The sequence below is a fragment of the Mesorhizobium sp. WSM3864 genome, from assembly GCF_002294955.1.
Classification (GTDB): domain Bacteria; phylum Pseudomonadota; class Alphaproteobacteria; order Rhizobiales; family Rhizobiaceae; genus Mesorhizobium.
Genome location: NZ_NSGD01000012.1, coordinates 20,628 through 34,389, shown reverse-complemented (window position 1 = coordinate 34,389; position 13,762 = coordinate 20,628). Strand labels below are relative to the sequence as shown.

Annotated in this window: 15 protein-coding genes; 7 read left to right on the top strand and 8 right to left on the bottom strand. The window is 58.6% G+C overall.

Features of this window, described 5'->3' with window-relative positions:
• The first annotated feature begins 72 nt into the window (after positions 1-72).
• Both CK215_RS22095 and CK215_RS22090 read left to right on the top strand, forming a co-directional pair.
• Entirely contained in the window at positions 73-423 is a 351-nt protein-coding gene (locus CK215_RS22095) for a DUF768 domain-containing protein (RefSeq protein ID WP_095777394.1), read from the top strand.
• Positions 404-691, top strand: a complete 288-nt coding sequence (locus CK215_RS22090; RefSeq protein WP_066993818.1) for a hypothetical protein — start codon at positions 404-406, stop codon at positions 689-691. Before CK215_RS22095 ends, CK215_RS22090 begins: the two co-directional genes overlap by 20 nt.
• A 28-nt stretch (positions 692-719) precedes the next feature.
• Here CK215_RS22090 and xth read toward each other — a convergent pair whose 3' ends face one another.
• Together xth and CK215_RS22080 are read right to left on the bottom strand one after the other, a co-directional pair.
• On the bottom strand, positions 720-1,508 hold the full coding sequence (gene xth / locus CK215_RS22085) for an exodeoxyribonuclease III (protein ID WP_095832155.1): 789 nt from the start codon (positions 1,506-1,508) through the stop codon (positions 720-722).
• Between the two features lie 58 nt (positions 1,509-1,566).
• Positions 1,567-1,776 carry a hypothetical protein gene (locus CK215_RS22080; protein WP_066993812.1) on the bottom strand — a complete coding sequence of 70 codons (210 nt, stop codon included), beginning with the start codon at positions 1,774-1,776 and terminating at the stop codon, positions 1,567-1,569.
• Between the two features lie 154 nt (positions 1,777-1,930).
• Between CK215_RS22080 and CK215_RS22075 the strand changes: the two genes are divergently transcribed.
• Together CK215_RS22075 and CK215_RS22070 are read left to right on the top strand one after the other, a co-directional pair.
• Positions 1,931-2,812 carry a hypothetical protein gene (locus tag CK215_RS22075; protein ID WP_095832154.1) on the top strand — a complete coding sequence of 294 codons (882 nt, stop codon included), beginning with the start codon at positions 1,931-1,933 and terminating at the stop codon, positions 2,810-2,812.
• Between the two features lie 393 nt (positions 2,813-3,205).
• Entirely contained in the window at positions 3,206-3,412 is a 207-nt protein-coding gene (locus CK215_RS22070; protein ID WP_095832153.1) for a hypothetical protein, read from the top strand.
• 429 nt (positions 3,413-3,841) lie between these two features.
• Here the strand turns inward: CK215_RS22070 and CK215_RS22065 are convergent, their stop codons facing one another.
• The 4 genes from CK215_RS22065 to CK215_RS22050 all read right to left on the bottom strand — a co-directional run bounded on the left by CK215_RS22065 (position 3,842) and on the right by CK215_RS22050 (position 8,468).
• Positions 3,842-5,512, bottom strand: coding sequence for a DUF262 domain-containing protein (locus tag CK215_RS22065; RefSeq protein WP_095832152.1), 1,671 nt, complete (start codon positions 5,510-5,512; stop codon positions 3,842-3,844).
• Between the two features lies 1 nt (position 5,513).
• On the bottom strand, positions 5,514-6,494 hold the full coding sequence (locus CK215_RS22060) for a hypothetical protein (RefSeq protein ID WP_141245511.1): 981 nt from the start codon (positions 6,492-6,494) through the stop codon (positions 5,514-5,516).
• Entirely contained in the window at positions 6,478-7,794 is a 1,317-nt protein-coding gene (locus CK215_RS22055) for an AAA family ATPase (RefSeq protein WP_095832150.1), read from the bottom strand. The genes CK215_RS22060 and CK215_RS22055 overlap by 17 nt, the downstream gene beginning before the upstream one ends.
• Before the next feature lie 200 nt (positions 7,795-7,994).
• A complete protein-coding gene (locus CK215_RS22050) occupies positions 7,995-8,468 on the bottom strand; it encodes a hypothetical protein (RefSeq protein ID WP_095832149.1) in 474 nt (157 codons plus the stop codon).
• Between the two features lie 182 nt (positions 8,469-8,650).
• On the opposite strand from CK215_RS22050, the gene CK215_RS22045 reads away from it, so the two are divergent.
• A complete protein-coding gene (locus tag CK215_RS22045; protein ID WP_095832148.1) occupies positions 8,651-9,286 on the top strand; it encodes a recombinase family protein in 636 nt (211 codons plus the stop codon).
• A 120-nt stretch (positions 9,287-9,406) separates the two neighbouring features.
• Here the strand turns inward: CK215_RS22045 and CK215_RS31860 are convergent, their stop codons facing one another.
• Positions 9,407-9,754 carry a DUF429 domain-containing protein gene (locus tag CK215_RS31860; protein WP_245418760.1) on the bottom strand — a complete coding sequence of 116 codons (348 nt, stop codon included), beginning with the start codon at positions 9,752-9,754 and terminating at the stop codon, positions 9,407-9,409.
• A 1,380-nt stretch (positions 9,755-11,134) separates the two neighbouring features.
• Between CK215_RS31860 and CK215_RS22035 the strand changes: the two genes are divergently transcribed.
• Positions 11,135-11,497: a hypothetical protein gene (locus tag CK215_RS22035; protein ID WP_141245510.1), complete on the top strand. Its 363-nt coding sequence runs from the start codon at positions 11,135-11,137 to the stop codon at positions 11,495-11,497.
• 29 nt (positions 11,498-11,526) lie between these two features.
• Positions 11,527-12,762 carry a hypothetical protein gene (locus CK215_RS22030; RefSeq protein ID WP_095832146.1) on the top strand — a complete coding sequence of 412 codons (1,236 nt, stop codon included), beginning with the start codon at positions 11,527-11,529 and terminating at the stop codon, positions 12,760-12,762.
• A 246-nt stretch (positions 12,763-13,008) separates the two neighbouring features.
• On the opposite strand, the gene CK215_RS22025 is transcribed toward CK215_RS22030, so the two are convergent.
• Entirely contained in the window at positions 13,009-13,290 is a 282-nt protein-coding gene (locus tag CK215_RS22025) for a hypothetical protein (RefSeq protein ID WP_095832145.1), read from the bottom strand.
• Positions 13,291-13,762: the final 472 nt, after the last annotated feature.

Here is a 13,762-nt window from a genome sequence, read left to right as displayed (position 1 = left end):
ACTTTCGACCAACGCCTGCATCCTTCGCAGGCAATCGGCGTTGAAGAAGGATCCTAGAGGGCGGGTTTAGACATGGACACGAAGCCAACTGACGCTGACACGGTTTCCGCTCAGGAACCGGATATCATCGTGAACAAGACCGCACATTTCGTCGGGGAATGGATCGACGAGCACAAGGCGGAAGCCGCAGCTGCAATCCCGGCCGAAATCGCCGCCGAGAAGCTCGCCGAACAATGCATCGCCGATGCCGAAGGCCTGGGAATACTGGCTGAGGATATCGGCGACGAAGTCGGCGATCTCAAGCAATACATCGCGGAAACAGTGCTCGGAGACGAAACTTCCAGCAACGGCAAGATTGAGAGCCCGCCCGATCCGCTCCCGGCGGCGCCAAATGGAGAAACCAATGCCGAAGTTCCGTTTTGAGTTCATCGAAAGTACGGCGCAGCCGGCCATCCAGGTCGACATGGAAAATTTGGATGCCGCCAAGGCCGAGGCGAAACGCGCGGCTAAGGAGGCGATGCTCGATGGGATTGTCGAAGGCGTCGACCCGACATCGTGGGTTACGAGAATCTACGACGAAGCGGGGTATCTGGTCGCCACGATCGGATTCCAGGACCTTGTGGCCGCGCCCCAAGCTGTCGGACAAGCCCACGAACAGACCGATGAGCCCGGCGTGATACGCTCGGGCTGATGCCGCTCCTGGGCAGGCCATCGGAACCTCAGTCGAGCTTTCCAGGCCAGGTCAGCTCGATCCACGCCGGGGCATGATCGCTTGGCCTTTCCAAAGCTCTTACCGCAGCATCGACGCCCGCCCCTCGCAGCCGGTTTGAAAGCGCCGGACTGATCAGGAGATGGTCCATTCGCAGGCCGGAGCTCCGGTCATAGCCGCCCCGGTAGGAGAAGTTCCAGTAGGTGTAGACCCCCTTCTCGGGATGGATCTGCCGAACCGCATCCGTCCAGCCCATCTTCAGCAAATCGGCGTAAGCGTCACGACTCTGCGGGAAAAACACTGCATCGCCCAACCAGCGCGCCGGCACCACCGCATCAATCGGGGTTGGCACCACGTTGTAATCGCCGCACAGGACCGTTTCCTCTTTAAGCAAGGTCTGGGAATAGCTGATCAAACGCTGGAACCACGCCAGCTTGTAATCGAATTTAGGTCCGGGCGCGGGATTGCCGTTCGGCAGATAGATGCAGCCGATCACCAGCCCATCCACCTCGGCCTCGATGTAGCGGCTGTGCGTATCGTCCGGGTTGCCTGGCAGTCCGCGCCTGCGCTCCTGCGGCTGTTTCCCACGGGCCAGAATCGCTACGCCGTTGTAAGATTTCTGCCCATGCCAGACGGCGCAGTAACCAGCCTGCCGGATCGCCTCGGCAGGGAACTTCTCATCGGATGTCTTGAGCTCCTGCAGGCAGACGATGTCATAGCCGGTTTCGCCAAGCCATTTCAGGAGGACCGGCAATCGCCCATTGACGCCATTTACGTTGAAAGTAGCGATCCTGGTCATCCGGTTATCTTGGCCGATGATCTCTCCGGGCAGTCACCCCGATACTTGGTTTGGAATACTAGCTGTCTTTCTTGTAGGATTTGGCGGCCTCATCGATCTTGCGCCAATCGTTTCCGTGGCGCCGCACCAGCTCCCGCGCCTGGGCCGGCGAGATGTTTTGCGTTTCCACGATATGGTTCACTTCCGTTTCTTCGCCTTTCAGCGGGCGCGAACGTGGCCTTCTGGGCCGGCTCGCCGCTGTTTCATCTGCATCACGTCGTCTCGCCATGGGCTGACCTCTCCTGATTCGGATTAACCGTCGAATGCCGGGAAGGTTTCCGCTCGCGGTTCCTCGAGCAGTTCGGCTTGTCTCGGCTGTGTGGCTTGAACCCAAAGAACTTGCGCGGCGTTTCCTTGCGAGCAGGGCTAGCGAGCGCAATCCGATGGAAAAATCCGAAGCCCATTTTGAACCGCAGAAGCCTCGTGGTGCCGAAGCGCGCTTCCCGTACGATCGAGCGGCAGTTGAGCGGTTCCAGCTTGCGTTTCCGCGCGCGAGGTGGAGCGACGAGCGCAGGAGCTGGTTCTTGCCCGGAAAAACGGCGGCGCGGCGGATCGAGCGCTGGCTGGCGCAGGAGACGGCGGCTCGCGCAGTCCATGACGACAGTAAGGGGCGGGATACCTTCGCCTTCGATCCACTGTCGAGCCACTATCTGGAAGTCGCGGACGACCTGCGCATTCGCACGCCTTATTCGAAGACCGTGGTGGAGGAACTGCGAGCGGTTCCATGGGCGAGTTGGGACGACGAACTGCGGGTCTGGCGGGTGCCTTTTCGAGCTTATGAGGAGCTGCGGCGCCGTTGGCCAAGCATCGAAAGAGCCGCCCAGCGCGCCGAGCCGGAGGAGAGGAAACGCCGACGGGAGGCTGGTAAACACTCCGATGAGCACAAGGCCGCCAGGCTGCGCCATGCCGAACGCAGGCGCCGGCGCTATCCGGTTCCAGCCGAAGACCTGCCTCCGCTCGGTCGCGCCGTGGCGACGGTGCAATATGACATTGTTGTCTTTACCGGGATTTCAGGCGAGCTCGCCGACCCCTCTGACCTGGCGCCGTTCTACCCACAGTCGATGGAGACCGGCTTCGGCGCCGTTTGGGCGAGGTGGCGGCCGCCGACCTTGGCTGAACTGATCAAGACATGGCCGGCGCGGCGTCCTGCCGGGTCAGCGGAACGATCGAGAGGGTGGTGGCAGCCGACGCTTGGCGAGCTCAGAATCGCTCGCCGAAAGGCGAAAAGCCTGGAGCGGAGAAAACGTTCGCGAAGTGCCGATTGATATTCTTGGCTCCATGATGGCTGTCACATGACAAGCGAGCCGGGCCGCCGGGGCTCGCGAACCCGATTTTCATCTTGAGAACTCTTTGATTGCTGGAATGTCGCAGACCGAAAAGGAATTTCGGGTGCGATTTCAGCCACGCGGGACCGGCATCCCCGCAGCCAAGCACGCGAGCTCATTGACTTGATCGGCATCGACGCAGCTTCGCGTCTTCGGCAGGCGCGCCTTCCCAAGAAGACGTAACCGCTCAGGCGCGATTTTCATCACGGCCTCATTTGTTAGCGCGCGAGTAGCCGCAGAGGCGTATCACCCCTTTGTCGTTCGTACCGAGTAGTGAGGCAAGCGGACGCTTGAAAGCGGTATCGTGCTTTCGCCCCTGGCCAGGAGGCACGCATGTCCCTGCATGGTGTTTTGGATTCCACCCAACTTGAAATCCTCTCAAAAGCTGTCCATCGCTATTGTTCAAGGCATGGACTTGAGAGCGAGGAAGACCGCCAGTTGGTCGCCATGAGGGCCATGAGCCTTTTCGGCCAGGGCACAACTGACCTTGACCGGCTGTCCGCGAGACTGGAAAAGCTCGGCGAAACTGGGCACGGCTAAACCGGCTGGCAAGCGTGCAGCCGTAACAGCTCCAGCGCAGCGCTCCCAATCCCGCCAAATTGCGCCATCGCTAGCAAAAAGATCGCCAACACCAGCTGCTTGCTGCAGCGTAGAAGCTTCGGCGAAAGCGAATGCGGAGAGAAGAGGGTGATGGGGCCCAGAGGCGGCTTAGGGGACCAAAATCGAACCGTAAGCGAAAGCCTGCTTTCTCTCTGATTTTACAAACGCTTAGCCTGAACCGATGTTGCGGGCGCATTCCGCTGTTGTGGACCTCTTGCGGTGCAAATGTGTACCGCGAAAGATCAAATACCAAAGGGACATTTGCCCCGCAACCCTTGGCTCAAGTTATCCTGAGCGGGAGCGGCTGGTGAAGAGCAATGGCAGCCCCTCGCAGCCGCTCTCGGAGGAAAGTGACGCTGAAAGTCGGCATCATTGATCGACGACATCAAGCCTTGGTTCAAGGAACCCAGACACAAGCGGGGAAAGGAAATCTCTTTCTTCTCTCTCCAACCGCCACAACCGCGCTTCGGCGAAACCGGAGTAGTCGCCTTGAGAGAGCGCAAGACAGGCCTGATCGTCTATCATATGACAATCGCGATCAACCTGAGTTAAGCTGTTGCCTAAAATTCGCTCCTTCAACGCGGGAGCTTCTCCGGGAGCGACCAAGAAACGGTTGGCTGGGCTTGAGTATGTGCTTCGTGATGCATTTACCCACGGAACAACCTGAACGACCGCTTTCCTCCCGCTGTTAGCTAGCAGCTTTGATCCCGCAAGATTGCCGAGAACTCGATTTTGCCGCTCGGCAAGCCGGAAGACCAACGCCTTTGTTCGCGCTGCGCGAAAGTCGAACGTTCTGGCCAAGGGCCTCTCTTCCCATGGTCGTTTCCAAGTCCAACAAGGAGTTTCTGAAGAAAGCATCTGCCGCATGTCTGCCAATGCTAGCTGTACACGGTCGCCGCTCATTCCTGCAAAGAGCTCTCCATAGGTGGTTACCCAGAACCATGCACGGAGATTTTCTCGGTCCTTGTTTGACTGATCCGGCTTGTGTCTAAAAGCCTCAGCAAGAACCACTATTTGAAGCGCATACGGGACAAAATCAGGGCTCGGAACTCCGCAGTCTGTCCACAAGAAGCCAGCTACCCGAGAAATTGCTTGGACGACCTCGCGGACCACGGTGGGTTCGCTCTTTAACGCGTCGCTCAATTCTTGCGCGTTTGTCTTGTATACGTCTAGACCAAATGCCGCCTTGATCGCTTTGAGGATCGGGTCTTCATCAAGGTGGCCCCATCCCAATCCTGAGAGAAGCTCTTTAACAATGTCATTCATTTCTCGACGGAGATCGAATTGTGACGACCAAGTTAGAGCGTGGACCATATGGGCCTCACTCATCTTGGCTCCTTGACTGTTTATGCGCTGAAACGTTCGAGTTGCCATGTCGACGTCATCAGTGGTGATCGGAATGATGGGAAGCTTATAGTCTCGGAATGCACGCGCGATTTCGTCGGAGGCGATGATGAGATCGTCTTCTCCCGCCACGCTCAGGCGGCGTTGGTACTGGAGGAGCGCAACGCTATCGTAGACAATGTTTAGCGGCATTAAATCGGTTACGTCGTCGTACTCTGGTATGCAAAAGTCCATGTTTTTCAGGTCAACAAAAACATTAAATCCTCCGTCTGATCCGACAAAGTCATCCGGACCGTCGGCATCATCAACGATTAAATCTTCTCCATCCTCGACATAGTCATCGGCATAGTCCATTGCATAACCCGTGGACGGCTTGTGAAGAGCACCGTACAACGTGGATAGGCGCTGAACCCCGTCCAGAAGATAGCTTCGGGTGCTATTGAGGTCGGGGCTCCTCAGTTTGTAGGGGCCTAGATAATTGTAACACTCGATACTGGTTGTAGCTGTCCGCCAAACCATCACGGCACCGATAGGAATGCCATCCCGGATACTTCTCAAAAGTTCGCGTCGGCGGTCCCAGTTCCAAACGAGTGGGCGCTGAAAGCGAGGGACTTGCAGCATCCCAGCACCCACCTCATCAAGCAGCTGGGACAAAAACTGAACATGCGGATCGCTGTAGAAACTAGGGGCTCTCATCTCAACGCGCCATCGCCAAAATTTCCGTTACCAAGGATCGGAGTTCATTTTCGCTCCCGTCCCGTCTGAGGTGATCCTGCGAAATCGCTTCCGAGGAATAGAGCTTGGCTATGTGACTGCCAAATCCGTTCATCAAGGACGCCCTCGTTGCCCCAACGATGTTGTGATATAGGGTACCACAGTTTGGCCCCTGCCTATCCTCGTCCCCCTGAAATCCGGTCTTCATGTTGTAGTGCTCTCGCTGGCTGCTCGACATTCCTACGAATGCCTCAAAGACTTTTCTCTTCTGGGGCGCCTTGCCGGTGTAAGCCCAGCCCCTCAGTATCTCTCTTGGAAGATAATTTTCGATGCTCCTCCGCTGAAGCTGATGGCACCAAAGCGAATGCTGAGCGCAGAAGTTGAGCACGGCCAGGGATTGGTGGCTCGGCGCCCCGGGCTGAAGCGCGTCGCTATCAATCAAAGTCGCAGTCCGATGCCAATCAACTCCCCGAGGATTAACGATGGGCTGAATTTGCTGAAGTAAGGTGGTGATGCCGCCACCGTTGGCAAACTCCAAAAAGCCGTCATTCTCCAGCTTGAGCAGGCGCTTTCTGTATTCATCGCTGGCGACGCCGAGGATGAAAGCTTTATCGTTCATTCCGTTCTCAAGGTAGATCCTGAAGGGCCTGCTGAGTACGCCGAGTGCCACATCTATACCTATTGCCGGAGGGTTCTGGCCCCAATTCTGAGCGCCCCCTGCAACGATATGAACCTCTCGCCGTGCCGGCTCTCTCGCGTCCAAGGCCGCGCCAAATCCTAGCAACAGTTCCCATTCTTCGCGCTCTTGGGCTGTTCGGCCCGCGAGCCAATTCAAAAAGTCTGGATGGCCTTCGTCAGAGATATGTATGCGATGCCGGCCATCCAGAGCATACCCGGCAATCGCTGAAAGCTGGATTGCGGACGGAGGATTTGCGAAAAGCGTTGCATCAAGAGTTATTTTCATGGGCTGCTGTGCTCTTGCGTCGTCTTACAGCAGCCAGCTGCCGAGCTTGCTCTATGTTTTCACTGAATACGCCCGGCGGCCAATTGTCTCCTACGGGTCGGCCGAGCTTGTCGAATTCGATTTTGTTGGCGAATGCGCCACCGTCATCTTGGCCAATCCAATAGAGCGCCACGACATTTGGATTTAGCCGGCCCTCTGCAATCTCCAGTTGGACGCGGAGGAGGAAATTCTCGGAATGCGTCTCAACGATAGACGACACCATCCCACGACGAGCAGCGTCACAGAAGAGACCTGCAAGATGGCCGTGGGCAGCGGGATGCAGATGCAATTCGGGGTGCTCTACGGCAAGAACCCCGCCGCGCTCTCGATCGCCAAGTCCGAAAAGCGCGAGATAGGCAACAATGGGAAAGACTTGCGCCATCCCTTCCCCGGTGTCAGCGAGCGCCGACGAGAAAGCCGATCCCATACGCGAGAGACCCACTGATAGCAATTCGTCTTCTTGGAACGCACCTCGCCTGAGAACAAGGGTATGCCCGGTAGCTTCTTCGTACCAGGAAGAGACCAGCGAAAGCGCCTTTCCGCCCGATAGGCCATCCATCGCCAACAGCTGAACTGCACCATCGCCGTTGGGTTTGATCTTAATGCCCGGTCCCCTTGTTACTTCCCACCGAGGCGGCACATCCCTGAGGGCCTTTAGCCATGTCATCTGTCGTGAAAAAGGCCTCGTAGCAAATTCAACGAGAAACATGGCCTCCCTCAGAGCAGCAGGCAACTCTTCCTTCTCGTTTGCCGACGGAATTTGTACTAATTCGGGAGAAAGTCCTTTGAACAACAAATCGACCGACCAGAAGCGACTGTCATCAATAGATGCGAGGTATCGATTTGGGTACAGTTTGGCGTTTGCTAAATCCCATTCAAAAGTTATACGTTGGTCGCGGAAGTCCGTTATAATAAGCCGCTCAACAACAATGCGTTTTTCGTCCGAAAGTTCGATAACCGAGAAATCGATGCTTTTAACGGCCCCTCCCTTCCAAGAAAGGGAGAAATTAATCGACGGGCCGCTACCTCGGTGGCATACGAGATTTTTAAACGATGCACCTCGCATTGCATCCGAACGCAAATCCATCGGACTGTCGCCGTTGTAAGAAAAACAGTCGCCTAAAAAAGGAAGAGTTCTAAGAAGGGAACTTTTGCCAGCGCTGTTGTAGCCGAACAGCACGGTTAGAGGGCGCACCTCAATAGTAGTTTGTGCACTGAACGATTTGAAGTTGGAAACGGAGAACGTATCTAGTATCTGCATAGGAAGCGTAGCCCCGCGAACCCTGCCAAAAAAGAGGCGGCTGATTGCCGTAAACCGATCGCATCCAGAAGATCGGATACGCGCACAGCTCAAAGTCAATTAGCGCAGATGGTTGTCTTTTTTCTATAGGGCGCCGAAAAATGACCGAAAATCCGAGGGGTCGAACTGAGTAATTGCAGAGGCGCGATACCCCCCGTGGGCTATGGCTTCCGGCTGTCAACCTTCTCGGCATCTATCACTGTGTAGGACGCTCCGCTGCTGTCTTTCGAGCGGAGGGCGAGTTCTTCGTAGAGGTAGCGTGCGAACATCGAGCCTGCGCCGAGCACCACCCACAACGGCACACCAATGGCCCCGCCAAGGGCAGCAATGCCCGCACTTTGGCCACCGAACACGGCAACGCCGACAGCGGCAGCACCGAGCCCCAGACGCTGGGCGACGGTTCGATTGTCCCAGCCAACGCTTTTGGTTTGTGACGCTACGATCTTCACGAATGGCCAGATGACTTTGCTTGAGACCGTCACCGCGATGGCGTTCTTCGCCTTCTGACGGGCGGGCAGGTCCGAGTTCCGAATGTCGAGAAGCTTCAGTGCCCAAGCCTTGAGCGCGTCACTCTGGGCCGGTGTTGCTTGTTCGGCGATCCGAACCGCGAGTTGACGGTAATTCTTCTCATCCATGTGAAGCCCCCAATGTGCGCCTTCGGCTCGTATCAGAGCCGCGACTACAATGACAGGTGTCCGGAAGGGTATAGCCCAGCGTACAGAGGAGCCGCTGTCGGAATGAGTGTCCGTTAGGGTTGACATCAATCAACGGACAGCCTAGTCAGCGTACATCATGCTAACGGACACCGAGGAAGCCCATGTCCAAGACCATTCTTTATGCTCGCGTCTCGACCGTTGACCAGACGCTCGGGCACCAAAAGATCCAAGCGGAGGCCGCTGGCTTCACCATAGACGAGGTGGTGGCAGACCACGGCGTCTCCGGGGTCAGCACGACGCTTGCCGAGCGCCCCGAAGGGAGGCGGCTCCGGGATATGCTGCGGAGGGGCGATACGCTGGTGGTCCGATGGGTGGACCGGCTGGGGCGCAACTACCAAGACGTTTGCGACACCATTCGCGAGTTCATGCGGAAGGGCGTGGTCGTGCGGACCGTGATCAATTCCATGACGTTCGATGGGGCCACCAAAGACCCCATGCAGCAAGCCGTAAGGGACGCGCTCATTGCCTTCATGGCGGCAACCGCCCAGGCGCAGGCCGAGGCCACGAAAGAGGCCCAGCGGGCAGGCATAGAGGCCGCTAGGGCACTGGAGGACCGCTACAGGGGCCGCAAGCCCAGCTACGACAGGGCCGCGCTACAGGCCGTCACCGACATGCTGACCCAAGGGCAAGGAACGTCCGCCGTTGCCAAGGCGTCAGGGCTTACGCGCCAGACGGTGTTGAGGATCAAGGAAGACCCTGCGGCGGCCGAGAAGGCGCTTGTGGCTTGGGGCATGTGAGGGAGGCACGGAGATGGCTTACACGCTGGCAATGACCTTCATGACCCTTTACGGCCTTTGCGGAGCGGTTGCAGTCGTGAGGTGGATCGTCGGCCGGTAGCGAGGCGCCAGTGGTCGTCCCTACCGCGCCGTCTTCGCACTTCCCGGCTTCGGTATCCAAATCGCCGACTGGTCGTCGCCGAAGGGCACGGCGCGACCTTCCAACACGCAAATGCCGACCGCCGCACAGACCACGGCGTCAAGCATGTCTTCGTATGCTTTCCACTCTCGGCCGCTCGCACGCTCGAAATCGAGTTCTGGCATCGCCGGTGCTACACCACGGAGTTCGTTTTCCATCAGGGCCGCAATGGCGCTCATCTGACGTTGAATGTTGAGCGCCCGGACCTTGGGCCTCTCGTCGGGCCAGTAGCTACGTCTGTTGCCGAACTTGTAGGGAAGCCGACGCTCCGCCGAAGCGAACTCAATCAAAGCCGGGTGCGGATAGACCTCACAAGGCCGCTCACCACCGGCCCAGATGTCCGCAGCTCATAGCCCTTCAGCTCGAAGCTCGCCCGCAGCCTGTCGCTGACAGGCCCAGGACGGATCGCACTCGGTGTGTGTGTCCCCGCCCACCTATGCCCATAGGCCCGAGAGACCGCATCATCGCTGGCCCGGCGGGCTGTAATTGGCGTCCGCGAAAGGGGCATGTCGACAGCGACCAGATCGACCGGGGAGCCCACCAAGGCATTGGCCGTTTCCAATGCTTCGGAAGCCCCGCCAGCCAAGCCGGGTAGGGCTGTTGCCTCCGTGAGAGCACAGAAGGTGCTGTAGGAGGATGCCGCCGCCCGCAACCGCCAGCCTGCGGGCTCCTCAACTGCCAACGCGAGACCGCTCGGCTGGGCCGCCGTCCAAGCCGCATCTATTCCCAACACCGCTCGCATATCGTCCTCGCCGACAACTTTTTTCGGGCCCAGTTCGGGCACACATGCCTTGGAATGCCTTACGCCAAAAGGGTCAGCACTAGATTAGGTATCTGGTGCGCCTATCTCGTTGAAAATAATACGAAGTCTGGCCGTTGACACCGGGGTCGCCGTGACCAATATGCGCCTTACGCATACCCGAGTGGTGGGCTTGACCCGCCGCTGAACCCTGAAGACCAACCCCGCTCGCAGGCCATTCGGCCCCAAGAGCCTCCCTTCCAAACCAGTTGGCTGTTCTTCCCAACAGCCCGGTCGATTGCAGCCATGCCTGACGTGCCTCTAGGGGCCGGCAGCGGGACCGTACGGGGCAAGACGATGATCCCCGGCCGAACCATAGAATGGCAGCGGGCTTGCACCCGAGACCGGCACACTGCCGGACGTGCAAGTACCGCATTAGCCGCCAATCCGGATTAGTCTCCGGAGCGGAAGCGGAACCAAGGGGTCATCCCCAAGGGGGAAACCGTGAACCGGGCAGGTCAGGACGACACCCGGCGGCAAAGACACAAATCAACCTATTAATGGTCGGGAAGTCCCCGGCCGTTTTCAACCCTTCCGTCCCTCTGTGCTTAGGGGCGGATACAGATATTAGGAGAAATGAATGCGAACATGTCGCGCTGCACACTGTGGCGCACCCACGTCCTCCCGCTTCAGCCCGCACTGTCGGCGACACAAGAGCCGACTACGGCGCCAGGGCGATGTCGAGCAGACTGCCATCAGGCGGAGTGAGCTTGCGCCTTATGTCTCCCTCGTCCGGGAGCGCATCGCGAAGAATGCCCACAATCCCCTCTGGGGCCACTTGGATGCCCGTTGGGCTGCTCTGGCTACCTCGGCAAAGGACACCGCTGGCAACCGCGTCCAGAGCCGATACCAGCGACAAGCGGCGCATGAGGTGCTGAACCTCGACGCCGAATGCTCCGCACGGGACATAGCCGTCACTGCGATGGCGATGTTCCTGTTCTGGAGCGAGAGACCGGAGCGGTTCCTGTCGGATGCCGCCTTCCGCCTCCAGCTCGTGAAGCGGGTCCGGTCGCTCTCCAGTAGGCACTCGGGCCTTCGCTATGACCACCGAACGGGCAAGCAAGAGCGCGTCTACCGGGAGCTTAGTCCCAAGGCGGGCATGATCGTAGCCCGTGACCTGACCGCCGCCTTCGGGGGTGCCGGTCTACAACTCGCCGAACTCGAAAAACGTGATCAAGAAAGGAAGCAAGCCATGACCGATGAGATCAACCAAGCCCTGCGGGAGCTCGTGTGACGACCAGCTCCGAGGCACCACGAGACCAAATGTTCCGCTTTGAGCTGACCACTCAAGGCCCACTTCAGGAACTTGCAGATGACGTCACGGCGCTTGTCTTGGCCCACGAAAAGCGCAGCGGGTCCCGCGAACGCCAGAGAAGGCCGGCAGACGCAAAGGCGTTCAAGACCGCTGTAGACACCATCGTCGCCAATCTGGCTCACTACGCCCTATTCCCGCCCGAGCAGGGCCGCATTACGCTGCCACTGGGCCACCGTAAGCGGGCCACTGTGGGGATGACGGTTGATGGCTTCGGCAAGCCTCTACCTGCGCTTCTAGGGGCACTGGAGGCCGTTGGAGTGGCGACAGTGGCCAAGCCGCAGGAGGCCGGGTACGCCACTACAATCGCTCCTACGGCGGCGTTTGCAGCAGAGGTGGGATCAAGGGGCATCAGCAGCCCGGACTTCGAGAGAAGGACAGACCTGCCGGCGTTGATCCTGACGCGGAAAGACCAATGGGGCCGACGAGAGCATGTCGCCATCCCGCAGACTGACGACGCGGCGTCGAAGGCCGCACAGGTGAGGAGGTTCAACGAGCGGCTGGCGATTGCCGAGGTGGCGTATGTGGGGAACCGGCCCACCGACACTCACGACCGAACGTTGGTAAGGCGGTTCACGCTGCCTCCGACTGCACTATCGCTGAACCTCGCATACAGCGGCCGTCTCTTCGGAGGCTTCTGGCAGCAGATGAGGAGGACCGAACGGAGGCACATTCGGCTTGGAGGTCAGTGGATCGGGGAACTCGACTATGGGCAAATGTTCCCCCGGCTCGCCTATGCCAAGGTCGGAGCCGCCCCGCCCGAGGGAAGCCCTTACGACTTGCCTGGAACAGAGGAGTTCACTGACGAGCAACGACGCGCTGTGAAGAGCGGCTTCAACGCTTTCCTCTTCAAGGCCACGACAATGCGCAAGTGGCACCCGGACATCGAACAAGGGCTTCCTACGGGGTGGACAGTGGGCCGCTTCAAGCAAGCTATGTTGAGGAAGCACCCGCTACTGGCACCGGTCCTGAACTGTGGGATCGGCTATGAGCTGATGTACAGCGAGAGCGAAATCTTATGCGGCGTGTTGGAAAGGACTTTGCTGGAGGACTGCGCCGTCCTCCCAATCCACGATGCTGTCTTATCGCCAATCACGAAGACGCGGGCCATCGCGGAGATCATGGTGGAGGAGGCGGAACGAGTAGCGGGAACTCGTATCAAGGTGGCTCTGAAGCGCAGCCACTAAAGGTGCTGGATATACGGGGAAGGGGTGAGGGAGAGATATCTTCCTCACTCCTAACAACCTTCACTCCACGCATCTACCTTCCATTGTGGGACCGGTAAGATCTCCCCTGATGTGCGGCATCATTGGCCGGATGGTTCACATTGGATTGAACTGGTCCGACGCGGTGGAAAGAAGCCAGCCCATCGTATCTTGTAGCCGCGCTGCCGGAAGATAGCGTCGCCCGCCGCGAGTACGCCGTGGTGTACCCTATGCTCTGACGGTTCGAGCAAGGGCGCGGCGGGCACGGGCAATCAGATCCTTATCTCTGTTTTGGGCCGCTTTCACTCGCTCTGCCTTTTCCAGCAGCCGCGACAGGTGGAATTCATGGAAGGACTGTAGGCTTTCGAAGATTTGCAGAAGATCGTCGGCTCTGCCGGCCGGCAGGTGGTGACGTTCTAATTCGCCGATACGTCGCCGCTGCTCGGCAATGTGTCGCTCGCCTTGCCGGACGTGCCGGTCCGCCATTTTAATGTCATCTTCAAGGGCCATCGGCTATAACGGAGATACCAGCGAGCTGGTTCCCATGGCGACATTGGTCACTCTCGGCGCGTTAGACGACTTCGTCAATATAAGTGGTGGAGGCACGGCGCTGCTCCCAGCCAGCATGGTGCTCACGGCTGACAAGGGCCACTACATGGGCGTGACTTCGTGACCTTCAAAGCCAACAAGCGGCAGGCCCTATGGGACCGCGTGCAAGCGAAGGACGATAGTGGGGCGATTGGGTGGTGGCTAACGCTTATCTGCCGGTACCGTATGCACTGCACGAGAAAGCAGAGGGCAACGCTTAAGTCAGTCGGCTCCGAGGGCAAACTAGCGCCTACGCTCTCCTTTTCGAGGGAGGCGATCAAGCAGTTTTCGCAACCGATCAGGCAGGTTCGGATTGACCCGGAAGAAGGGCCATTCGCGCAGGTGACGCCGCAACGCTTCATCAGCGAAGTGACGTCTTAGGAAGTCAGCGAGC

Coding starts and splice junctions, on each gene's coding strand:
- CK215_RS22070 (WP_095832153.1), top strand. CDS start 3,206: ATGTCCCTGCATGGTGTTTTGGATTCCACCCAACTTGAAATCCTCTCA.
- xth (WP_095832155.1), bottom strand. CDS start 1,508: ATGACCAGGATCGCTACTTTCAACGTAAATGGCGTCAATGGGCGATTG.
- CK215_RS22080 (WP_066993812.1), bottom strand. CDS start 1,776: ATGGCGAGACGACGTGATGCAGATGAAACAGCGGCGAGCCGGCCCAGA.
- CK215_RS22060 (WP_141245511.1), bottom strand. CDS start 6,494: ATGAAAATAACTCTTGATGCAACGCTTTTCGCAAATCCTCCGTCCGCA.
- CK215_RS22045 (WP_095832148.1), top strand. CDS start 8,651: ATGTCCAAGACCATTCTTTATGCTCGCGTCTCGACCGTTGACCAGACG.
- CK215_RS22030 (WP_095832146.1), top strand. CDS start 11,527: ATGTTCCGCTTTGAGCTGACCACTCAAGGCCCACTTCAGGAACTTGCA.
- CK215_RS22095 (WP_095777394.1), top strand. CDS start 73: ATGGACACGAAGCCAACTGACGCTGACACGGTTTCCGCTCAGGAACCG.
- CK215_RS22055 (WP_095832150.1), bottom strand. CDS start 7,794: ATGCAGATACTAGATACGTTCTCCGTTTCCAACTTCAAATCGTTCAGT.
- CK215_RS22065 (WP_095832152.1), bottom strand. CDS start 5,512: ATGAGAGCCCCTAGTTTCTACAGCGATCCGCATGTTCAGTTTTTGTCC.
- CK215_RS22075 (WP_095832154.1), top strand. CDS start 1,931: ATGGAAAAATCCGAAGCCCATTTTGAACCGCAGAAGCCTCGTGGTGCC.
- CK215_RS22025 (WP_095832145.1), bottom strand. CDS start 13,290: ATGGCCCTTGAAGATGACATTAAAATGGCGGACCGGCACGTCCGGCAA.
- CK215_RS22090 (WP_066993818.1), top strand. CDS start 404: ATGCCGAAGTTCCGTTTTGAGTTCATCGAAAGTACGGCGCAGCCGGCC.
- CK215_RS22050 (WP_095832149.1), bottom strand. CDS start 8,468: ATGGATGAGAAGAATTACCGTCAACTCGCGGTTCGGATCGCCGAACAA.